A 23,182-nucleotide genomic window follows, 5' to 3' on the forward strand; every position below is an offset into this window, starting at 1 on the left:
TCCTGCCGGGTTACCCACGGATTCAAGCCTGCGTTCGGCCAGCGTGGTTTAACGGGGCGCCTGAGATCAAGATCAAGATCAAGAGCGGCTCGCTTCGCATCGTGGTTACGGTTGGGCGCTGCTGAGTTGTGTAGATACCTATGCCCCGATGGGGCCAGTACACCCACTATCAATTTCCGACATGTCACAACGACAACACCCCACTGTAAAGCCCGTAGGCCGCCACTGCGGCGCCTGCCAGTACACACCCGAAAATGCCTTTTTCCACCGGGGTGAACAACGCCTGGCCCTGCTCGCGCCTGGCCTGGGCGAACAGAATCACACCGGGGGCATACAACAGCGCCGACAGCAGCAGGTATTTCAGGCCGCCGGCATACAAAAGCCATACGGCGTAAGCCAGGGCAATCAGGCCCACCAGCAAGTCCTTGATGCGCCGACGCTGGGCGCCTTCGTAGGTTTCCCCACGCCCGCTCAACAGCACCGCATAGGCCGCCGACCACAGGTACGGCACCAGAATCATCGACGATGCCAGGTAAATCAGGGTGGTGTAGGTACTGGCTGAAAACAGCGTGATGACCAGGAAAACCTGGATCATCACGTTGGTCAGCCACAGCGCGTTGACCGGCACCTGGTTGGCATTTTCCTTCTTCAGGAACGCCGGCATGGTCTTGTCCTGGGCGGTGGCGTAGAGGATTTCGGCACACAGCAACGCCCACGACAGCAGCGCCCCCAGCAACGAAACCGCCAGGCCGAGGCTGATCAATATCGCCCCCCAGGGCCCGACGATATGTTCCAGCACCCCGGCCAGGGAGGGGTTTTGCAATTGCGCCAGTTCCGGCTGACTCATGATCCCCAGGGACAGCACATTCACCAGCACCAGCAGCGCCAGCACGCCGAGAAACCCAATCACCGTGGCCCGGCCCACGTCCGCGCGTTTCTCGGCCCGCGCCGAGTAGACGCTGGCGCCTTCAATGCCGATGAACACAAACACCGTGACCAGCATCATGTGGCGCACCTGCTCCGTCACACTGCCCATTTGCGGGTTGCCCAGGCCCCAGATATCGCGACTGAAGATGTCGGCCTTGAACGCCACGGCAGCAATCACGATAAACATCAGCAGTGGCACAATTTTCGCCACCGTGGTGACCTGGTTGATGAACGCCGCCTCCTTGATCCCGCGCAGCACCAGAAAATGCACGGCCCACAGCAACACGGATGCACAGCCGATGGCCAGCGGCGTATTACCCTGGCCGAACACCGGAAAAAAGTAGCCGAGGGTGCTGAACAGCAACACGAAGTACCCGACGTTGCCCATCCACGCGCTGATCCAGTAACCCCAGGCGGACGAAAACCCCATGTAGTCGCCAAACCCGGCCTTGGCGTAGGCGTACACGCCGGAATCCAGTTCCGGCTTGCGGTTGGCCAGGGTCTGGAATACGAAGGCCAGGGTCAGCATGCCGACCGCGGTGATCGCCCAGCCGATCAGCACAGCGCCCACGCCAGCGCGTGCGGCCATGTTCTGCGGCAGGGAAAAGATCCCACCGCCGATCATCGAACCCACCACCAGGGCGATCAGGGCACCGAGCCGAAGTTTCTGCGCGGGCTGGGACATTGAAGTTCCTCGAATAAGTTTCTCAGCAGACACTTCGGCACACTATCAATTCAATTAATGCATGCAGCGCACTCATAACATAAAGGCATGTAAACACAGCAAGTTCAGGCGTACTTAGAATTTAAATAAGCGCGACATGACGCATGTCGTCAAACTTCATTAAAAAGTTTGCACATTCGCGAATACGAACTAGCGTCATACATCCACGCCACACCAAATGATTAATCAACACGCAAGAAGCGCTCTGCAAAGCGCTTCTTCGGGATTTTCATCGTCCCACGAACTTCCATGCCAAGTCATTAATTTACAATGGAATGTGCCAATGAAGTGATCTGAGTCAGCTATTTGATTAGCCCACGGAATTATTCTGTGATCTCTCTCTCCTGCATTGGAGTCACACAATGTCTGATTCACCCGGAAAACTAAGGCTTGGCGCACTGGTTGCACTCGTGGTGGGCTCGATGATTGGCGGTGGGATCTTCTCATTGCCGCAAAACATGGCCGCCAGTGCCGACGTCGGCGCGGTGTTGATTGGCTGGGTGATTACCGCGATCGGCATGTTGACCCTCGCCTTCGTGTTCCAGACCCTCGCCAACCGCAAGCCAAACCTGGACGGCGGTGTCTACGCCTACGCCAAGGCCGGCTTCGGCGACTACATGGGGTTCTCGTCCGCCTGGGGTTACTGGATCAGTGCCTGGCTGGGCAACGTCGGGTACTTCGTACTGCTGTTCAGCACCCTCGGTTACTTTTTCCCGATCTTTGGCGAAGGCAACACCCTCGCCGCCGTGATTGGCGCGTCGGTGTTGCTGTGGGCCGTGCATTTCCTGGTACTGCGCGGGATCAAGGAAGCGGCGTTCATCAATCTGGTGACCACCGTCGCCAAGGTGGTGCCACTGGTGCTGTTCGTGTTGATCGCGCTGTTCGCGTTCAAGCTGGACATCTTCACCGCTGACATCTGGGGCGTGAAAAACCCGGACCTGGGCAGCGTGATGAACCAGGTGCGCAACATGATGCTGGTCACCGTGTGGGTGTTCATCGGTATCGAGGGCGCGAGCATCTTCTCGTCCCGGGCGGAAAAACGCAGCGACGTCGGCAAGGCCACCGTGATCGGTTTTATCACCGTGCTGCTGTTCCTGATGCTGGTGAACGTGCTGTCCCTGGGGATCATGACCCAGCCGGAACTGGCCAAGCTGCAGAACCCGTCGATGGCCGCCGTGCTGGAGCATGTGGTGGGCCACTGGGGCGCGGTGCTGATCAGCGTCGGCTTGATCATTTCCCTGCTGGGCGCGTTGCTGTCATGGGTGCTGCTGTGTGCGGAGATCATGTTCGCCGCCGCCAAGGACCACACCATGCCGGCGTTTCTGCGCCGCGAAAACGCCAACCACGTGCCGGTCAACGCCCTGTGGCTGACCAACGCGATGGTGCAACTGTTCCTGATCATCACGCTGTTTTCCGCCAGCACTTACCTGTCGCTGATCTACCTCGCCACCTCGATGATCCTGGTGCCCTACCTGTGGTCGGCGGCCTACGCCCTGCTGCTGGCGGTACGCGGCGAAACCTACGAGAACGCCTTCAAAGAGCGACGCAAAGACCTGTTCATCGGCGCCCTCGCGCTGATCTATGCGATCTGGCTGCTCTACGCCGGCGGCACCAAATACCTGCTGCTTTCGGCCCTGCTCTACGCCCCCGGCGCGATCCTGTTCGCCAAGGCCAAGCGTGAGCTGGGCAAACCGATATTCACCAACGTCGAGAAGCTGATTTTCACCGCAGTGGTCATTGGCGCCCTGGTGGCGGCCTATGGGCTCTACGACGGCTTCCTGACCCTGTAATTGTTGTTCACTGGAGGATCTGTAATGACCACGGAAAAAGTGAAATACGGCGTCCATTCCGAAGCCGGCAAACTGCGCAAAGTCATGGTGTGCTCCCCAGGCCTGGCCCATCAGCGGCTGACCCCCAACAACTGCGACGAACTGCTGTTCGATGACGTGCTCTGGGTGGCCCAGGCCAAACGCGACCACTTCGACTTCGTCACCAAGATGCGCGAGCGGGACATTGATGTGCTGGAAATGCACAACCTGCTGACCGACATCGTCGCCATCCCCGAGGCCCTGGACTGGATTCTGCAGCGCAAGATCACCGCCAATACGGTTGGCCTGGGCCTGGTCGAAGAAGTCGGTTTCTGGCTGCGCAGCCTGGAGCCGCGCAAGATCACCGAGTTCCTGATCGGTGGCGTGTCGGCCGATGATCTGCCGAGCAGCTTCGGCGGCAGGACCATCGAGATGTTCCGCGACTTCCTCGGCCACGCCAGTTTCATCCTGCCGCCGCTGCCCAATACCCAGTTCACCCGCGACACCACCTGCTGGATCTACGGCGGCGTGACGCTCAACCCGATGTACTGGCCGGCGCGACGCCAGGAAACCCTGCTGGCCAGCGCCATCTATAAATTCCACCCGGAATTCACCCACGCCGACTTCCAGATCTGGTACGGCGACCCCGACCAGGACCACGGCGCCGCCACGCTGGAAGGCGGTGACGTAATGCCAATCGGCAACGGCGTGGTGTTGATCGGCATGGGCGAGCGCTCGTCGCACCAGGCCATCGGCCAACTGGCGCGCAATCTGTTCAAGAACAACGCGGTGGAACGGGTGATCGTCGCCGGCCTGCCCAAATCCCGCGCGGCGATGCACCTGGACACGGTGTTCAGCTTCTGCGACCGCGACCTGGTCACCGTCTTCCCCGAAGTGGTCAACCAGATCGTGCCCTTCACCCTGCGCCCTGACGAGAGCAAGCCGCACGGTATCGATATCCAACGCGAGAAAACCAACTTCCTCGAGACCGTCGCCGCAGCGCTCAACCTCAAGGCCCTGCGTGTGGTCGAGACCGGCGGCAACAGCTTCGCCGCCGAACGCGAGCAGTGGGATGACGGCAACAACGTGGTGGCCGTGGAACCTGGCGTGGTGATCGGCTACGACCGCAACACCTACACCAATACCCTGCTGCGCAAGGCCGGGGTGGAAGTCATCACCATCAGCGCCGGTGAACTGGGCCGAGGCCGTGGCGGCGGCCACTGCATGACCTGCCCGATCATCCGCGACCCTATCGACTATTAAGGAGATTCCATCATGGCTTTCAATATGCGCAACCGCAGCCTGCTGTCGCTGATGCACCACACCACCCGCGAGTTGAACTACCTGCTGGACCTGTCCCGCGACCTCAAGCGCGCCAAGTACACCGGCACCGAGCGTGCACACCTCAAAGGCAAGAACATCGCGCTGATCTTTGAAAAAACCTCGACCCGCACCCGTTGCGCGTTCGAAGTGGCGGCTCATGACCAGGGCGCCCACGTCACCTACATCGACCCGGTGTCGTCGCAGATCGGCCACAAGGAAAGCATGAAAGATACGGCCCGTGTACTGGGCCGCATGTTCGACGCCATCGAGTACCGTGGCTTTGCGCAGGAAATCGTCGAAGAGCTGGCCAAGTTCGCCGGCGTGCCGGTGTTCAACGGTCTCACTGCCGAATTCCACCCCACGCAAATGATCGCCGACACCCTGACCATGCGCGAGCACAGCGACAAGCCGCTGCATGACATCAGCTACGCCTACCTCGGGGATGCGCGCTACAACATGGGCAACTCGTTGCTGATGATCGGCGCCAAGCTCGGCATGGACGTGCGCATCGGCGCGCCAAAAGCGCTGTGGCCACACGACGACTTCATCAAGCAGTGCCAGGCCTTCGCTGAAGAAAGCGGCGCACGCATCACCATCACCGAAGACCCGACCGAAGCGGTCAAGGGCGTGGACTTCATCCACACCGATATCTGGGTGTCCATGGGCGAACCGGTGGAAGCCTGGGACGAGCGTATCGAGCAACTGCTGCCGTACCAGGTCAACGCCAAGATGATGAAGGCCTCGGGCAACCCACGGGTGAAGTTCATGCACTGCCTGCCGGCGTTCCACAACAGCGAAACCAAGGTCGGCAAGGACATCGCCGCACGCTATCCGCACTTGGCCAATGGCGTGGAAGTGACCGAGGAAGTCTTCGAATCGCCGGCCAACATTGCCTTTGAGCAGGCGGAAAACCGCATGCACACCATCAAGGCGATCCTGGTGTCGGCGTTGGCGGATATCTAACCCCTGCTGCGATCACACTGTAGGAGCGAGCTTGCTCGCGAAAAACTCAAGGGCACCGCGTTCATTCAGAATGGGCGCGTTATCGTTGACCTCCTTCGCGAGCAAGCTCGCTCCTACACAGGATTGCGAGCTCTAGAAGGATTGCATTATGCGCATCGTCGTAGCCCTGGGCGGCAACGCCCTCCTGCGCCGTGGTGAACCCATGACCGCGGGCAACCAACGCGCCAATATCCGCATCGCCACCGAGCAGATCGCCAAGATCCACGCCGGCAACGAGCTGGTGATCGCCCACGGCAATGGCCCGCAAGTCGGCCTGCTGTCGTTGCAGGCGGCGGCCTACACCAGCGTCTCGCCCTACCCGCTGGACGTGCTGGGCGCCGAAACCGAAGGCATGATCGGCTACATCATCGAACAGGAACTGGGCAACCTGCTGGACTTCGAAGTGCCCTTCGCCACCCTGCTTACCCAGGTTGAAGTGGACGCCAGGGACCCGGCCTTCCAGAACCCGACCAAGCCCATCGGCCCGGTGTATACCAAAGCCGAAGCCGAAAAACTCGCCGCTGAAAAAGGCTGGGCGATTGCCCCGGATGGCGACAAATACCGCCGTGTGGTGGCCAGCCCCCGCCCGAAACGCATCTTTGAAATCCGCCCGATCAAGTGGCTGCTGGAAAAAAACGCCATCGTGATCTGCGCCGGCGGCGGCGGCATTCCGACGATGTATGGCGAAGACGGCAAGCTGCGCGGTATTGAAGCCGTGATTGATAAAGACTTGTGTTCATCCTTGCTGGCTTCGCAACTGGACGCCGACCTGCTGGTGATCGCCACCGACGTCAACGCCGCCTTTATCGACTACGGCAAGCCCACCCAGAAGGCCATCGGCCACGCCCACCCGGACGAAATGGAAAAACTCGGCTTCGCCGCCGGCTCCATGGGGCCCAAGGTGCAAGCGGCCTGCGAGTTCGCCCGTCAGACTGGCAAAACCGCCGTGATCGGTTCACTCTCGGACATCGAAGCCATCGTCCAGGGCCACGCCGGCACCCGCATCAGCACGGCGACACCTGGCATCACCTATCTGTGAAGTAGAGGAGATTTGCCTATGGCTACCTTTGAACCGGGACACTTGCACGTCGAACGTCACGCACTCAACGAGCATGACTACAGCTACAACCTGTGCATCGACTATGAAGTCAGCCAGGACCCCAAGGAAGGCAAGGGCATGTTGTTCAAGCTGCACGGTTCGGTGCAGGGCAAGGACCTCAAGGAAGAGTTCTTCCTGCCCAAGGACCAGGCGTTCGACTTTGCCCGGCATGCGATGAACATCGCGCAGAAATACGGCATGCCGAAAATGGCCGTGCTGAACGGGTCGATGCACAAGCAGTACGACTTGATGTTCGAAGATGTGCGCCATCAGCTGGATGTGAAATCCGGCGACCCGGTCAAGCCCGAACACCTGGAGTAACCCCACTGCACTGACACAACACTGTGCAAAATGTGGGAGGGGGCTTGCCCCCGATAGCGGTGAATCAGCCAACAAGTCTGTAGCTGACACACCGCATCGGGGGCAAGCCCCCTCCCACATTTGATCTCCATCAGTTGTCAGATTTCACCTGCGCCCCGCGCCAAGGCATACTTGCCGCCTCTGCTCCCCAGAATTGCAATCGCCCCATGCGTATCCACGTCAGCTTCATCGACCGCGTCGGCATCACCCAGGAAGTCCTGGCCCTGCTGGGTGGGCGCAACCTCAACCTGGATGCGGTGGAGATGGTGCCGCCCAACGTCTATATCGACGCACCGACCTTGAGCGCCGAGGTGCTCGAGGAACTGCGCGATGCGTTGTTCAGCGTGCAGGGCGTACAGGCGGTGACGGTGGTCGACATCCTTCCCGGCCAGCGCCGCCACCTGCAACTCGACGCGCTGCTGGCGGCGATGACCGACCCGGTGCTGGCCCTGGACAGCGCGGGCACGATCCTGTTGGCCAACCCGGCGTTGATCGCCCTCTACGGGCGGGAACCGGCCGGGGAAAGCATCGCCGAGCTGTTCAGCGACCCAGGGCTGTTGGACACCTTGCTGGAACATGGCTTTCGCCTGCCGTTGCGCGAGATCAGCGTCAACGGCCAGACCCTGTTGCTGGACGCCACGCCGATCACCGATGCCGGCGCCCTGCTCACCCTCTACCCGCCCAACCGCATCGGCGAGCAACTGTCGGCGCTGCACCACGACCATGCCGAAGGTTTCGACGCGCTGTTGGGCGAATCCCCGGTCATCCGCACCTTGAAGGCGCGCGCGCAACGCGTGGCGGCGCTGGATGCCCCGCTGTTGATCCAGGGCGAAACCGGCACCGGCAAAGAGTTGGTGGCGCGTGCCTGCCATGCGATCAGCGCCCGTCACAGTGCACCGTTCCTGGCACTGAACTGTGCCGCACTGCCGGAGAATCTGGCAGAGAGTGAATTGTTCGGGTATGCCCCCGGGGCCTTTACCGGCGCCCAGCGCGGCGGCAAGCCGGGGCTGATGGAGTTGGCCAACCAGGGCACGGTGTTCCTCGATGAAATCGGCGAAATGTCGCCGTACCTGCAGGCCAAGTTGCTGCGCTTTCTCAACGACGGCAGCTTTCGGCGGGTGGGCGGCGACCGCGAAGTGAAGGTCAATGTGCGCATCCTCAGCGCCACCCACCGCGACCTGGAAAAGATGGTCAGCGAAGGCACCTTTCGCGAAGACCTGTTCTACCGCCTCAACGTACTCAACGTTGAAGTACCGCCGTTGCGCGCGCGCGGCCAGGACATCCTGCTGCTGGCGCGCTACTTCATGCAGCAGGCCTGCGCGCAGATCCAGCGCCCCGTCTGCCGCCTGGCGCCCGGTACTTACCCGGCGCTGCTGGGCAACCGTTGGCCGGGCAACGTGCGCCAGTTGCAAAACGTGATCTTCCGCGCCGCCGCCATCTGTGAAAGCAGCCTGGTGGACATCGGCGACCTCGACATCGCCGGCACGTCCGTCGCCCGCCAGAGCGACGGCGAAATCGACAGCCTGGAACAAGCGGTGGAACACTTCGAGCGCGACCTGCTGGAAAAGCTCTACACCAGCTACCCCTCGACCCGCCAACTGGCCAGCCGCCTGCAAACCTCCCATACCGCGATTGCCCACCGTTTGCGCAAGTACGGCATTCCCAACAAGCCTTAGCTCCAAAAGTCAGCAGATTTAAATGTGGAATACAAACCCATGTGGGAGGGGGCTTGCCCCCGATAGCATTGTGTCAGTCAACTCATCCATTGCTGATCCACCGCAATCGGGGGCAAGCCCCCTCCCACATTTGGAATGTATTGCCAATTTTTGGTCTGAGAACGACATTCTGTGTACTGAAAGCGCTACAGCGTAACGATATCGCTACAACCCTGCTTTTCGCGCGCCATGCAAGGCTTTGATCCACATAGTCTTTTTTTCTCAGGTCGAACTGTAGCGAAATCGCTACAGCCAAAACCCAAAGCATCACCACCCCTTTTGATAACCCATTGTTTTGTAACACTTTAATAACCTTGGCCGCGATATTGCTATGCAACTCCCATTATCCCAATCCCGTCCACCAGACGAACCTGGCCCTGAGGAGTTTCCATGAGCGAGTTGCGTTTCACTGAAGATCACGAATGGCTGCGCGCCGAAGCCGATGGCAGCGTCACCGTGGGCATTACCGCTTTTGCGCAGAACGCGCTGGGTGATGTGGTTTTCGTGCAACTGCCTGAGCTGCAGGCCTACGACAAGGGCGCCGAAGCGTCCACCGTGGAATCGGTCAAGGCCGCCAGCGGCGTTTACATGCCCCTGGACGGTGAAGTCCTCGAAGTGAATGACAAACTCGATGGCAGCCCCGAACTGGTCAACGAAGACCCGATGGGCGAAGGTTGGTTCTTCCGCTTTAAACCAGCCGACGCCGATGCAGTGGCTAAGCTGTTGGATCAGGATGCGTACGACCGCCTGATCAAAGCCAACGCTGAAGCCTGAGGAGCGCGCCATGACCGTTAATCTGACCACCGCCAACGAATTCATCGCCCGCCACATCGGCCCGCGCCAGGAAGACGAGCAGCACATGCTCGCCAGCCTGGGTTTTGACTCCCTCGAAGCCCTGAGCGCCAGCGTGATCCCGGAAAGCATCAAGGGCACCAGCGTGCTCGGCCTGGAAGACGGCCTGAGCGAAGCCCAGGCCCTGGCCAGGATCAAGACCATCGCCGGCCAGAACCAACTGTTCAAGACCTATATCGGCCAGGGCTACTACAACTGCCATACGCCGTCGCCGATCCTGCGTAACCTCCTGGAAAACCCGGCCTGGTACACCGCCTACACCCCGTACCAGCCGGAAATTTCCCAGGGCCGCCTGGAAGCGCTGCTGAACTTCCAGACCCTGATCAGCGACCTCACCGGCCTGCCGATCGCCAACGCTTCCTTGCTCGACGAAGCCACCGCCGCCGCCGAAGCCATGACCTTCTGCAAGCGCCTGAGCAAGAACAAAGGCAGCAACGCGTTCTTCGCCTCGGTGCACAGCCACCCGCAAACCCTCGACGTTCTGCGCACCCGCGCCGAGCCACTGGGCATCGATGTGGTGGTGGGCGATGAGCGCGAACTGAGCGACGTCAGCGCATTCTTCGGCGCCCTGCTGCAATACCCGGCGAGCAACGGTGATGTGTTCGATTATCGTGAGTTGACCGAGCGCTTCCACGCCGCCAATGCGCTGGTCGCAGTGGCCGCCGACCTGCTGGCCCTGACCCTGCTGACCCCGCCGGGCGAGTTCGGCGCCGACGTGGCCATCGGCAGCGCGCAACGCTTCGGCGTGCCGTTGGGCTTTGGCGGCCCGCATGCGGCGTACTTCTCCACCAAGGATGCGTTCAAGCGCGACATGCCAGGCCGTCTGGTCGGTGTGTCGGTGGACCGTTTCGGCAAGCCGGCCCTGCGCCTGGCCATGCAGACCCGCGAGCAACATATCCGCCGCGAGAAAGCCACCAGCAACATCTGCACCGCCCAAGTGCTGCTGGCCAACATCGCCAGCATGTACGCCGTTTACCACGGCCCTGAAGGCCTGACCCAGATCGCCCAGCGCATTCACCAACTGACCGCGATCTTGGCCAAGGGCCTGACCGCCCTGGGCCTGAAGGTCGAGCAGGAACACTTCTTCGACACGATCACCCTCAACACCGGCGCAAACACCGCCGCCCTGCACGACAAGGCACGCACCCAGCGCATCAACCTGCGCGTAGTGGACGGCGAGCGCGTTGGCCTGTCGATCGACGAGACCACCACCCAGGCCGATATCGAAGCCCTGTGGACCATCTTCGCCGACGGCAAGGCCCTGCCCGCCTTTGCCGCCACCCAAATCACCCTGCCGAGCGCCCTGCTGCGCCAGTCGCCGATCCTCAGCCACCCGGTGTTCAACCGTTACCATTCGGAAACCGAGCTGATGCGCTACCTGCGCAAACTGGCCGACAAGGACCTGGCGCTGGACCGCACCATGATCCCGCTGGGTTCGTGCACCATGAAACTCAACGCCGCCAGCGAAATGATCCCGGTGACCTGGGCCGAATTCGGTGCCCTGCACCCGTTCGCCCCGGCCGCACAAAGCGCCGGCTATCAACAACTGACCAGCGAGCTGGAGGCCATGCTCTGCGCGGCCACCGGTTACGACGCCATTTCCCTGCAACCGAACGCCGGTTCCCAGGGTGAATACGCCGGCCTCCTGGCGATCCGCGCCTACCACCAGAGCCGTGGCGAAGCGCGTCGCGACATCTGCCTGATCCCATCGTCGGCCCACGGCACCAACCCGGCGACCGCCAACATGGCCGGCATGCGCGTGGTGGTCACCGCCTGCGACGCACGGGGCAACGTCGACATCGAGGACCTGCGCGCCAAGGCCATCGAGCACCGCGAGCACCTCGCCGCGCTGATGATCACCTACCCGTCCACCCACGGTGTGTTCGAGGAAGGCATTCGCGACATCTGCGCGATCATCCACGACAACGGCGGCCAGGTGTACATCGACGGCGCCAACATGAACGCCATGGTGGGCCTGTGCGCACCGGGCAAGTTCGGCGGCGACGTCTCCCACCTGAACCTGCACAAAACCTTCTGCATTCCCCACGGCGGTGGCGGCCCGGGCGTTGGCCCGATCGGCGTCAAGTCGCACCTCACGCCCTTCCTGCCAGGCCATGCGGCCATGGCGCGCAAGGAAGGCGCGGTGTGTGCCGCACCGTTCGGCAGCGCAAGCATTTTGCCGATCACCTGGATGTACATCAGCATGATGGGCGGCGCGGGCCTCAAGCGCGCGTCGCAGTTGGCGATCCTGAATGCCAACTACATCTCCCGTCGCCTGGAAGAGCACTACCCGGTGCTGTACACCGGCAGCAACGGCCTGGTCGCCCACGAATGCATCCTCGATCTGCGCCCGCTCAAGGACAGCAGCGGCATCAGCGTGGACGACGTGGCCAAGCGCCTGATCGACTTCGGCTTCCATGCGCCGACCATGTCGTTCCCGGTAGCAGGCACCTTGATGATCGAGCCGACCGAAAGTGAATCCAGGGAAGAACTGGACCGCTTCTGCGAGGCCATGATCGCCATTCGCGAAGAGATTCGCGCCGTGGAAAACGGCACCCTGGACAAGGACGACAACCCCCTCAAGAACGCCCCGCATACCGCAGCGGAACTGGTGGGCGAGTGGACGCACCCGTACAGCCGTGAACAGGCGGTGTACCCGGTAGCCTCGTTGATCGAAGGCAAGTACTGGCCGCCGGTGGGCCGGGTCGACAACGTGTTTGGCGATCGCAACCTGGTGTGTGCGTGCCCGTCGATCGAGAGCTACGCGTAACCCGCCTGACTGAATAGGGTCAAAAAATCTGGGAGGGGGCTTGCTCCCTCCCACACTTGACCGAGTCGGCCTCGAAAAATAAGTTTCAGGAGCTGAACATGTCCACCGAAACCCTGTTGAAAACCCCGTTGCACGCCCTGCATCTCGAGCTGGGCGCGCGCATGGTGCCCTTCGCCGGCTACGACATGCCGGTGCAATACCCGCTGGGCGTCATGAAAGAGCACCTGCACACCCGTGAACAGGCCGGCCTGTTCGATGTGTCGCACATGGGCCAGATCCGCCTGACCGGTGCCAATGCCGCCAAAGCCCTGGAAACCCTGGTGCCGGTCGACATCATCGACCTGCCGGTAGGCATGCAGCGCTACGCGATGTTCACCAACGAGCAGGGCGGCATCCTCGACGACCTGATGGTGGCCAACCTGGGCAACGACGAACTGTTCCTGGTGGTCAATGCCGCCTGCAAGGACCAGGACCTGGCGCACCTGCGCCAGCACATCGGCGACCAGTGCAGCATCGAACCGTTGTTCGAAGCTCGCGCATTGCTGGCCCTGCAAGGCCCGGCGGCGGTGAAGGTGCTGGCGCGCCTGGCACCGCAAGTCACCCAGATGACGTTCATGCAATTCGCCACCCTGCGCCTGCTGGGAGTGGACTGCTACGTCAGCCGCTCCGGCTATACCGGTGAAGACGGTTTCGAAATTTCCGTACCGGCTGAAAATGCCGAGAGCCTTGCCCGAAGCCTGCTGGCCGAAGCCGAAGTGCAGGCGATCGGCCTGGGTGCGCGCGACTCCCTGCGCCTTGAGGCCGGCCTGTGCCTGTACGGGCATGACATGGACACCGAGACCACCCCAATCGAAGCCAGCCTGCTGTGGGCGATTTCCAAAGCGCGCCGTGCCGATGGCGCGCGTGCCGGCGACTTCCCTGGCGCAGACCGGATCTTCACCCAGCAGCAAACCGGGGTGAACCGCAAACGCGTCGGCCTGCTGCCCCAGGAACGCACTCCGGTACGTGAAGGCGCTGAAATCGTCGACGCCGAGGGCGCGGTGATTGGCAGCGTGTGCAGCGGTGGCTTTGGTCCCTCTCTGGGCGGACCGTTGGCGATGGGTTACCTGGACAGCGCCTTTACCGCACTGGATACCGAGGTTTCTGCGCTGGTGCGTGGGAAAAAGGTGCCATTACGTGTAAGTAAAATGCCATTTGTACCGCAACGTTACTTCCGTGGCTGATAGATCGTTTCCATAAGTAACGCGGCTGCGTTACGTGCACTAAACTGTAACGCAGCCGCCATATAACAGTGCACAAGCGATAGTCTTTGTTATAGGGATTGCCCTATAACAAGTGAGCACGCCTATCGAATAAGCCGGCGTGAATTTATTCACCAAACTGTCATCAGCCCGAGCAAAACCGGGCTTTCTGGCAGGGCTTGTTTTTTCCATATTAGTTGGCGTAGAGTTTGCCCACTGTGTTTGCATGGGTCGCTTGGAACCTGGACCTGGGCAGTAGCTGAAGTAGTAATGCTACAACCCGTTCGACGTCTCTTACTTTCCTGCAACCCAGCCCAGTACTCTTTCGTGTGAAAGAGGCTGTCATTAATTTTTAGCGTCAAAGGAAAGAAGAAAATGGCTGATCGTCAGAGCGGTACCGTCAAGTGGTTCAACGACGAGAAAGGGTTTGGTTTTATCACTCCAGAAAGCGGTCCGGATCTGTTCGTGCATTTCCGCGCTATCCAGGGCAACGGCTTCAAGAGCCTGAAGGAAGGCCAGAAGGTCACCTTCGTGTCAGTGCAAGGCCAAAAAGGCCTGCAGGCTGATGAAGTACAAGCAGAAGGCTGATCCTTCCTGCGACAAAAAGCCCCTGATATGACATCAGGGGCTTTTTTATGGGCGTCATTGCGTAAACTGCACGTTTTCACCAGAGAGCCCTGCCATGCCCAAGCCCCTGTTGCGCCCCCAAGGCGAGTTCCCCGCCGTTGGCCTGGGCCGCCGCCTGGCAGCGATGTTCTATGATTTCCTGTTGTGCACCGCCCTGCTGATCGTCACCGCCTTTATCTACAAGCTGGTGTGGATCGCCTTCGTGGGTGAAGCGAAGATGCGCACACTCACCGAGTCCGGCGCACTGGACGGTGACCCATTGCTGTCGACGATCCTGCTGTTTGTGCTGTTCGGTTTTTTCGCCAAATTCTGGACCCATTCCGGGCAGACCCTGGGCATGCAGGTGTGGGGCGTACGCGTGCAGAACGCTGACGGCACGCGCATCAGCCTGTGGCAGGCGCTGTTGCGCTTTGTGGTGTCGATTGCGTCGTGGTTGTGCGTGGGGCTGGGGTTTATCTGGTCGCTGTTCGACAAGCAAAAGCGCAGCTGGCATGACATCTATTCGGACACGCAACTGGTACGTATCCCGAAGCAAAAGAAGTAACCACCAGCCAAGTGAAGATCAAAATGTGGGAGGGGAGGGGCGGTGCGACGATTCGACTTGCCCCCGATGGCGGCCTCTGGGCTGGCCGGGATGCTGGATTGGAACGAGTACATATCCGTTTCTGCGGTCACGGCTGCTTAGGGTTCCGCCCTTACGGCGGCTCACTTTTGAAAAGCGCAAAAGTAAGCAAAACGCTCTTGCCCCACCACTCGGCACCTCGCCTGGGCTCGGTGTGCCCGAACGCAGGCTTGAATCCGTGGGCCGCCGCAATGGGCCATCCCTGGCCCAGTGCGGCTAACCCGGCGTCCTGCCGGGTTACCCACGGATTCAAGCCTGCGTTCGGCCAGCGTGGTTTAACGGGGCGCCTAGGATCAAAAGCAGATCAAGATCAAGAGCGACTCGCTGCGCATCGTGGTTAGGGTTGAGCGCTACAGAGTTGTGTAGATACCTATGGCCATCGGGGACACGCCCCCTCCCACAGTTTTTACCCAGGCAGTCTTGAATCAGGCGTTACCGGCGAGCTTGAGGCGTGCAGCCTGGGTGAAGTCGAGCATGCGCTTGAGCGGCCGCACCGCCTGCGGGATCACCGAAGGCTCGACGAATATCTCGTTACTGCCCTCGCGCAGGCACTGCAACGTGCGTTCCAGCGTATTCATCGCCATCCACGGGCAGTGCGCGCAACTGCGGCACGCGGCGCCGTTGCCGGCGGTAGGCGCTTCGATGAAGACCTTGTCCGGGCACAGCTGCTGCATCTTGTAGAAGATGCCGCGGTCGGTGGCGACAATGAACGTCTTGTTCGGCAGGCGCTGCGCTGCCGCAATCAACTGGCTGGTGGAACCGACGGCGTCCGCCAGCTCGATCACCGAGGTCGGCGATTCCGGGTGCACCAGGATCGCCGCGTCCGGGTACAGCGCCTTCATGTCCTCGAGCTGCTTGGACTTGAATTCTTCGTGGACAATGCAGGCACCGTCCCACAGCAGCATGTCGGCGCCGGTCTGGCGCTGGATGTAAGTGCCCAGGTGCTTGTCCGGGCCCCAGATAATCGTCTCGCCGTTGTCCATCAGGCTTTCGACGATCTCCAGCGCGCAACTGGACGTCACCACCCAATCGGCGCGGGCTTTGACTGCCGCTGAGGTATTGGCGTAGACCACCACCGTGCGCTCGGGGTGCTGGTCACAGAACGCGGAGAATTCGTCCACCGGGCAACCCAGGTCCAGGGAGCAGGTGGCTTCCAGGGTCGGCATCAGGATACGTTTTTCCGGGGTCAGGATTTTCGCGGTTTCGCCCATGAACCGTACTCCCGCCACCAGTACAGTTTTGGCTGGGTGCGCGGCGCCGAAGCGCGCCATTTCCAGGGAGTCGGAAACACAACCGCCGGTCTCTTCGGCCAGCGCCTGAATCACCGGGTCGCAGTAGAAGTGGGCGACCAGCACCGCGTCTTGCGCTTTGAGCTCGGCGGCGATGGCGGCACGCAGGCTCGCCTCTTCACTGGCGCTGAGGGCCTTGGGCTGCTTGGCGTCGAGATGGGCTTGAACCAGTAGGCGTTCGGAAATATGGGTCATGTTCGCAAGACCTGCAGGCGCAGTAGCGCGAAAGTCGAGTGTACCACCGGCTCTGGAGCCCTTCGGGCGCCGCCGGACGAAGTGTGTGTTCATCAAGCACGGGTAAAGCTGAAGCTGCGCAAGGCTACAGAATATCGAATGGATTCAAAAGCCTAATCTGGCAGTGCGCGGGCATTTTGCGGGGGGAGTACGGCGGGTTCAAAGCCCCGCGAATACCGCTGATCCAACGGTACTCACAGGGCGGTACACCTGAAGCGTTAGGCAAACAGCTTCTGCACGTTGCTCATCGCATCATCGGCAAACCCTTGCAGGAACGCCTCGAACGCCGGCACGTCCTCCGGGCCGCCGGTATAGGGCTGGCCAATGATGGTCCAGGTCGCCAGGCTTTGATTCGCACCTTGCGGCTCCACTTGCATGACGGCCCACAGGTTGCCGATATTCAGCGAGGTGTAGATCAGCGACCAGGTCATGGTCATGCCTTCGTTATCATGGCTGTTGAGTTGCTCGATCACCACATTGCCGTCCTTGAACAGCTTCTTGCGTACCGAGCGCACGCCCTCCCCGGTCATTTCGATGTGGGACAACGCCGGGATGAATTTGGCGAAACCGGAAAAGTCTCCGACGATATTCCACACGCTGCGCGCGTCGCCATTGACCGTGACGCTGGCGACCACAGGGTTGCCCACGGGGTTGCGTACCAGGGTATCGGGTTCAAAATGTTGCATGGGACAGCTCCTTTTTTTGCTTAGATGAAATCGATTTGCTTGAGGTAGTCGCAGCCTTTTTGCAGCAGCGCACTGTTTTTGGCCGGGTAGTCTTCACCCATGCTACGGATGCCTGAGAGCGCATTGTGGTACTCGATCATCGAGATATCGCCGATGTCCTCTTCAAAGCCATTGAGGTAAAAGCCGACGACACCGAATAACGCATTGTCACTGTCGATTGCCGACAGGCGCTGCTGCCATTGTGTCACCGGGACCATCTGGAAATCGTGACCAGCGGCGCGAAACGCCTCCAGGTAATGCGCCCAGCTCAAGGGCAACGGGTTGTGCAGGTTGAAGACGGCCTTGGAGCGGTTATGCCGGCTGGCGTGAAACGCGATGAAGCGAGCCAGGAAGTCCACCGGCATCAGGTCGAAGTTCAGTGCCAGCTCAGGCACTTCCTTAAGCTGCAATGACCCCTTGAGCATCAGCATCAAGCGGTTCTGATGGGGCTGGCACACCCCGGTCCGCGTATTGAAGGCAATGTTTCCCGGACGATAGAGGTTGACCCACACTCCCGACTCACTGGCGTTCCACAAGATGCGCTCGGCCACCCACTTGGACAGGTTGTAGCCATTGCGAATGTAGATCGGCGGTGTGAACGCCGGTGGTTCTTCCAGCACGCGCCCCTGTGCATCCACCGTGCTGGACGCGGACAAGGTGGAGATGAAATTGAACACCTTCTTGCTGCGCCCCTCACACAGTTGCAGGCATTCCAGCACGGGCGTGACGTTGTCCTTGACCAGCGATTCATAGTCGAGCACGTGGTTGACGTTGGCCGCGTTATAGATCAACACGCCGTATTCACGGTCCAGCCACTCGTAGTCCGCTTCCGATAGGCCCAGGCGAGGCTGGCTGATATCGGCCGCCAACACCCGCACCCGGCTCAGGTCAAGGTGCTCGAGGCGGTTCTGAATCAATGCCTGTTCGAAACGCTGCTGAGCGCTCATTCCCCCCGACTCGCGCACCAGGCAGGCCACTTCGGTGCTGCCCAGTTCCAGCAGTGCCTCAACGATGTGCACACCCAGAAACCCGTTGGAGCCGGTGACGATGACTTTATGCAGGTTGCCCAGGCGGCTGATCGGCAACACGTCCAGCTCAGGCCGCAGCGTCGCGTCACGCAATGCCTGCGGGCTGACGGTGGCGGTGGCTTCGACGTCCTGGTCGATCAGGTTGGCGAGGTTGATCAGGGTCGGCTGTTCGATAAAGCGGTTGATCGAAACCCCTTTGCCGAACATCTCGCGAATGCCCATGAGCATTTGCGACAGCAGGATCGAGTGGCCGCCGAGATTGAAAAAGCTGTCCTCCACGGAGATATCGGCGCCGGGCATGTCGAGCAGGGTGGACCACAGCCCGAGCAACTGCTCCTGCGTGGGGTTCTGCGGTGCCTGGCGCGGCCCTTGGGGTTTGTAGTTCACGGGCAGATTCTTCAAGGCCTTGCGGTCGACTTTGCCGTTGGCCGTGGCCGGCAGGCGTTCCAGCAGGCAGTAAGCGCTGGGGCGCATGTAGTCGGGCAAGTGCTTGAGTGCGTAAGCCTGCAGCTGTTCGCTGGCGGCGTGGCCGTCACCGCCGTGGGGCTGGGAGAAAAACGCGAGGATGCGCCGCTGCTGATCGATCACCACCGCCAGCTGACGGAACAACTGGCTCGATTGCAGCAAGTGTTCGATCTCTTCAGGCTCGACACGAAAACCGCGAATCTTCACCTGGTTATCCAGGCGTCCGATGATCTGGATGCCGTCCTCGGTCCAACGCGCCAGGTCGCCGGTGCGGTACAGGCGCAACCGTTGCCCGTCGGGCAATTCATGCAGGCGGTAACGCTCGGCGGTCATTTGCGCGGCGTCCAGATACCCCAGGCCCACCCCCGGCCCGGCGATATGGATCTCACCACTGCCGTTTTGCCCGACCGGCTGCCCCTGCTCATCGAGCAGGTAAATCGCGGTATTGGCAATCGGCACGCCGAGGTTGCGGTTATTGTCGCCTGCCTGGAACGTGCGGCACGTGGCAAGCACCGTGGTCTCGGTCGGGCCATAAATGTTATGCAACTGGCAGTGGCCCACCAGTTGCTCGATGACATGGGGCTCGCACACATCGCCCCCGGTCACCAGATGCTGCAGGCCGTACAACGATTCGAGCGCAAGGATGCTGAGCAAGGCCGGTGGCAGGAAGGCGTGAGTCACCTGCTCCTGCTCAATCAACTCGGCCAGCGCGACGGGATCGCGGCGCTGGTCCTCGGTGGGGACGATCAGTTCGGCGCCCTGGATCAGCGTGGGGAAGATGTCCAGCAGCGAGGCATCGAAATTGATCGTGGAAAACTGCAACGCACGGCTGTGACGGTCCAGCTCCACATAGCGCGCATACCACGCGCAAAAGTGGCTCAGGTTGTCGACGCTCAGCAAGACGCCCTTGGGTTGCCCGGTGGTGCCCGAGGTATAGATCGCCACACAGGGCGCCGCCCCCGCCAACGGCACGCGCAGCAGACTCTGATCCGGCGCCAGGGCCACGCGGCTGTAGCCTTTGGCGCCATGGTGGAAGAAATCCAGGTGGCTGATGTCCAGGGTCGCCAGGCCCGCGAGCGGGTTGACGGCGTCGGTCTCCTGAATCAGCAAGCTGGCATTGGCATGCTTGAGGATCGCCCCACGACGCTCCGCAGGATGGTTCGGGTCCAGCGGCAGGTACACGGCGCCGCAGCCGATCACCGCCAGGATCGCTGCGTACAGTGCCGAGCCTTTGGGCAAGGAGATGCCGACCACGGTCAGCCCGCCGCCCTGCGCTTGAAGCAAAGGCTGCAAGCGCTCCTGGATGGCCACGCTGTAGGCATGCAGTTGCGCATAGGACATGCCGTGCCCATCGACTTTCAAGGCACTGCGCTCGGCATTGGCCAGCAGACTGTCGGCCAGGCGCTGAACGAAGGGTTGCCGGGCTTCCTGCAGCAACCCGACGTTGGCAGTCGCATTGTGGCGATGCTGCCAGGCCAGTCGATCCAGCTGGGTCAGGCTCGACAGGCTGTCGAGCGCCTTGACCGGCTCACGCGGCGTCTCGAGGTAGTCGGCACTGCGCGAGTAACGGCCAATGTGCACGCTGGCCATGTCCACCAGTTGTGCGATGGCTTCCTGCATCAGGTCGGCGCCATTGCCGGCCGTGTCGGCATCAACTTCACGACGTCCCAGCGTCATCCAGTCGCCCTCCCCCGCACGCCACAGGCATTCAAGGTGCAAGGGCGCGAACACATCGCCGGCATCGTCGGACCGCATCCGTAAGGACAGATGGTGACACGCGGGATACTGAAGAAACCGCGTCGTGCTGGCGTCATCGATCAGCAGGTCCGGCACCGGTAACCGGGCGTGCTCATTGGCACTGTCAGTGGGCAGCAGATGGGTGGTATGGCCCATCTGCTGCAGCTCTTGCGTAAGGCAGGCGAGCGCATGGCTGCGCCCGCACAGAACGATATCAAGATGTCTCATTGAAGTTCTCCTCTAGCGCAAATAATCGGCGAGCGCTTCCTGCATGCAGGGAGCGTCGAGCATGGCGCTGTGTTTGAAGAATCGGACGATGTTGCCCACCAGAGGGTGCGTCGGCGTGATCGGAAAACTCATGCCTTCGACCTCCTCGCGCAGCGCCGCCTTGACAGCAGGGCTCACCGGCAATTGCTCGATCAAGGCGAAATCGAACCCCTGCTGGATCTCGTTCGTCAGGTACTCAGCGAGAAACACCGGCATGATCGCGGCCAGCGTGCGCTTGTCTTCCTCGCTCGCGGTGCGCCAGTAAATGCGCGTCAACTTGGCCCAAAAGCCGGAGTGCCGACCTTCGTCGGCCAAATGATCGGCCATCAACCCCTTGACTGATGCCTTCACCGAGTCGTCCCGGGCAAATGCCGCGACATCGTTGGTCAAGGTATTTTCGGCCACTGCGACGCAGATCAACTCCACAGCCGCTTTGAGGTGCTCGGGCGCCATCGCCAGGGCTTTGGGAATCGAACGGCTGAGTTCGATTTCCGCAGGCAAGGTGATGGGCTCGATCCCGGTCAGCTCGATGGTCTGCTGCATGTAATCCATCGCCACCAATGCGTGATAGTCCTCATCGACTACCACGGTCATCGCGTCATACCGGCAGGCAAACGGGAAGCGGATGGCGAAGTTATCTTTCGCGATGCTCCTGGCGGTTTTGTCGACGATTTCCGTCTCGAAAATCACCACATCATTAATGAACTTGTACAGGCTTTGAACAAGCACAAAGTGCTGCAAGTGCGCACATTCGCGGATGAACGTTGCGCCCATTACCAGCGGTTGGCGACTGATCGGGAATATTAACTTTTCATCATCTTCCAGACGACGCCTCGGGCGCGTACGAATCGTCGCACGCTCCTCCCACGCTTCGGAAAATGATTGATATTCTTCAGCTCTCATGAAGCGTTCCCTTTGTTCATGATGTTCAGTAGTAGTGCACTTCAAACAACAGGCAGCCGTCTTTGGAGTTGAACGGACCGTGCTCGGTGTGCGCCGCCCTGAAGAAGTAAGCGCCATCACGGTACGTCTTCTCGGGACGTTCATTACTGGCCAACTCTGTTTGATCGCCTTCGATCAAGTACACTTCTTCGTGATAATCATGCGTGTAGATTTCGCGGGTGCCGCCGCCCGGATGAAAACGCACCAGACGCGTGCGAATACCGGTCTTATTGATAGGGTCCAACGTGTCCTTGAATACCGTCAACGTGATCCCGCGCTCGGACTTGACCTCGAACCATTGGGCCTGGTCCGCTTCGATGATTTCTATGTTCATGCCACGCACTCACTGACATTTTCGCGCATGGCCACGCGCAAGTTGTCCCAGAGCGCCAGGCGACTTTGCACGGCTGCGATGGCCGATTCGTAGACTTCGTCCTGGCGCTGAGCATCACCGTTGACCAGGCGCGCGAGCAGGCTTTCCGCCGCCGGGCCGTGATCTTCGGAGTCGACTTCAATATGGCGTTGCAAGTAGTAGCGGAAGGTCGGGGCGTCGTCGGCGGTGATATCCCAGTCATCAAGAATGCGCTGGAACATCTCCGGAATAACGCTCTCACGCCCATGCAGGAACGCTGCGGCGACACAGTGCGTGGAGGCGTTTATGGCGGTTTCGATGGTGTCGGTCACAAAGGCCGAGGCTGCCAGGCCTGCGCCGCAGCGGTTCAACGCGGTCTGCAGGTCGACACCTTCACGCATCAGTTTGACGAAGAATTCAATCTTGTCGGTGCTGGCGCCGACTTCACGCATAGCGTGCAGGTAGAGTTCGAAGTGGCTGTAGTGACCGCCCTGCAGGTTCTGGTCAGACTCTTCGCCGAGGATGATTTCGTTGATCAAGTGCGCTGCCGCCGGGTCCAAGGGTGGGAGCCATGGCAGTCGAGTACAGGTCAGGTCCTGTTGCAGACGCTTGGCCAGAGACATGAAATCCCACACGGCAAAGACATGGGTTTCCATAAAGGCGCGCAAGACCGGCAATGAATTGATCTCAGCAAAGATCCGATGATTGCCCAGTTCGGTTTTCTTGGCGTTCAAGTGCGACTTTTTATCTTCCATGTTGCTCTCCTCATCAGGCTTAGTTGGGTCCCGACCGTTCGATATAAACCAGCCTGCCTTTTTTCAGGCATGAGCAGGCTTATCTCGCCATTACCGGCCAGCACACTATGTATTTCAGTTGAATTACAGCATGACACTTCGTCGGACCGAGCGGTCAGCCGCCGAAGCAAGACGAAACTTAGAGGAAGTTCATTACGCTCAGCAAGTGTTTTCTCAATAAATAATTCAAAATATTTCCGAACTATAAAACATACAACAACAGAAGCCCGATCAAAGTTATAGACATCAACTTTGTCGGGCGTGAGTTTGCCTACTCAC

Annotated in this window: 18 protein-coding genes; 11 read left to right on the forward strand and 7 right to left on the reverse strand. The window is 60.5% G+C overall.

Annotated elements, in window-relative coordinates:
* Positions 1-184 precede the first annotated feature (184 nt).
* Complete coding sequence (arcD, locus tag J1G34_RS22450; RefSeq protein WP_222994658.1) at positions 185-1,612, reverse strand: arginine-ornithine antiporter; 1,428 nt, start codon at positions 1,610-1,612, stop codon at positions 185-187.
* Between the two features lie 401 nt (positions 1,613-2,013).
* Between arcD (J1G34_RS22450) and arcD (J1G34_RS22455) the strand changes: the two genes are divergently transcribed.
* The 11 genes from arcD (J1G34_RS22455) (at position 2,014) to J1G34_RS22505 (ending at position 14,992) form a co-directional block, all read left to right on the forward strand.
* The gene (arcD, locus tag J1G34_RS22455; RefSeq protein ID WP_065896407.1) at positions 2,014-3,441 is read left to right on the forward strand and encodes an arginine-ornithine antiporter; all 1,428 of its coding nucleotides are present in this window, start codon (positions 2,014-2,016) and stop codon (positions 3,439-3,441) included.
* Positions 3,442-3,465: 24 nt separating this feature from the next.
* Positions 3,466-4,722 (forward strand): arginine deiminase, encoded by a 1,257-nt coding sequence (gene arcA / locus J1G34_RS22460; protein WP_222994659.1) that lies wholly within the window; start codon positions 3,466-3,468, stop codon positions 4,720-4,722.
* 12 nt (positions 4,723-4,734) lie between these two features.
* On the forward strand, positions 4,735-5,745 hold the full coding sequence (locus J1G34_RS22465) for an ornithine carbamoyltransferase (protein WP_065896405.1): 1,011 nt from the start codon (positions 4,735-4,737) through the stop codon (positions 5,743-5,745).
* A gap of 148 nt (positions 5,746-5,893) precedes the next feature.
* Positions 5,894-6,823: a carbamate kinase gene (gene arcC / locus J1G34_RS22470; protein ID WP_065936850.1), complete on the forward strand. Its 930-nt coding sequence runs from the start codon at positions 5,894-5,896 to the stop codon at positions 6,821-6,823.
* Positions 6,824-6,841: 18 nt separating this feature from the next.
* Positions 6,842-7,204 (forward strand): DUF5064 family protein, encoded by a 363-nt coding sequence (locus J1G34_RS22475; RefSeq protein WP_065895065.1) that lies wholly within the window; start codon positions 6,842-6,844, stop codon positions 7,202-7,204.
* A 206-nt stretch (positions 7,205-7,410) separates the two neighbouring features.
* Positions 7,411-8,919 carry a sigma-54-dependent transcriptional regulator gene (locus J1G34_RS22480; protein ID WP_065887621.1) on the forward strand — a complete coding sequence of 503 codons (1,509 nt, stop codon included), beginning with the start codon at positions 7,411-7,413 and terminating at the stop codon, positions 8,917-8,919.
* A gap of 429 nt (positions 8,920-9,348) precedes the next feature.
* A complete protein-coding gene (gcvH, locus tag J1G34_RS22485; protein ID WP_005790845.1) occupies positions 9,349-9,732 on the forward strand; it encodes a glycine cleavage system protein GcvH in 384 nt (127 codons plus the stop codon).
* A 10-nt stretch (positions 9,733-9,742) separates the two neighbouring features.
* Positions 9,743-12,580: an aminomethyl-transferring glycine dehydrogenase gene (gene gcvP / locus J1G34_RS22490; RefSeq protein ID WP_222994660.1), complete on the forward strand. Its 2,838-nt coding sequence runs from the start codon at positions 9,743-9,745 to the stop codon at positions 12,578-12,580.
* Positions 12,581-12,678: 98 nt separating this feature from the next.
* Positions 12,679-13,803 (forward strand): glycine cleavage system aminomethyltransferase GcvT, encoded by a 1,125-nt coding sequence (gene gcvT, locus J1G34_RS22495; protein WP_065936852.1) that lies wholly within the window; start codon positions 12,679-12,681, stop codon positions 13,801-13,803.
* Between the two features lie 393 nt (positions 13,804-14,196).
* Complete coding sequence (locus tag J1G34_RS22500; protein ID WP_065887618.1) at positions 14,197-14,409, forward strand: cold-shock protein; 213 nt, start codon at positions 14,197-14,199, stop codon at positions 14,407-14,409.
* A gap of 94 nt (positions 14,410-14,503) precedes the next feature.
* Entirely contained in the window at positions 14,504-14,992 is a 489-nt protein-coding gene (locus tag J1G34_RS22505; RefSeq protein ID WP_065887617.1) for an RDD family protein, read from the forward strand.
* Between the two features lie 503 nt (positions 14,993-15,495).
* Here the strand turns inward: J1G34_RS22505 and nadA are convergent.
* The 6 genes from nadA to J1G34_RS22535 all read right to left on the reverse strand — a co-directional run bounded on the left by nadA (position 15,496) and on the right by J1G34_RS22535 (position 22,864).
* Positions 15,496-16,554, reverse strand: coding sequence for a quinolinate synthase NadA (gene nadA / locus J1G34_RS22510; RefSeq protein ID WP_065895069.1), 1,059 nt, complete (start codon positions 16,552-16,554; stop codon positions 15,496-15,498).
* A gap of 257 nt (positions 16,555-16,811) precedes the next feature.
* Positions 16,812-17,279 carry an SRPBCC family protein gene (locus J1G34_RS22515; RefSeq protein ID WP_065887615.1) on the reverse strand — a complete coding sequence of 156 codons (468 nt, stop codon included), beginning with the start codon at positions 17,277-17,279 and terminating at the stop codon, positions 16,812-16,814.
* 20 nt (positions 17,280-17,299) lie between these two features.
* The gene (locus J1G34_RS22520; RefSeq protein WP_222994661.1) at positions 17,300-20,776 is read right to left on the reverse strand and encodes an amino acid adenylation domain-containing protein; all 3,477 of its coding nucleotides are present in this window, start codon (positions 20,774-20,776) and stop codon (positions 17,300-17,302) included.
* 12 nt (positions 20,777-20,788) lie between these two features.
* Positions 20,789-21,718 carry a diiron oxygenase gene (locus J1G34_RS22525; protein ID WP_065887613.1) on the reverse strand — a complete coding sequence of 310 codons (930 nt, stop codon included), beginning with the start codon at positions 21,716-21,718 and terminating at the stop codon, positions 20,789-20,791.
* Positions 21,719-21,743: 25 nt separating this feature from the next.
* A complete protein-coding gene (locus J1G34_RS22530) occupies positions 21,744-22,091 on the reverse strand; it encodes a DUF4437 domain-containing protein (RefSeq protein WP_065895071.1) in 348 nt (115 codons plus the stop codon).
* Complete coding sequence (locus J1G34_RS22535; RefSeq protein WP_065887611.1) at positions 22,088-22,864, reverse strand: DUF3050 domain-containing protein; 777 nt, start codon at positions 22,862-22,864, stop codon at positions 22,088-22,090. The genes J1G34_RS22530 and J1G34_RS22535 overlap by 4 nt, the downstream gene beginning before the upstream one ends.
* Between the last annotated feature and the right edge of the window lie 318 nt (positions 22,865-23,182).

The organism is Pseudomonas sp. Wu6 (assembly GCF_019891515.1).
Classification (GTDB): domain Bacteria; phylum Pseudomonadota; class Gammaproteobacteria; order Pseudomonadales; family Pseudomonadaceae; genus Aquipseudomonas; species Aquipseudomonas orientalis_A.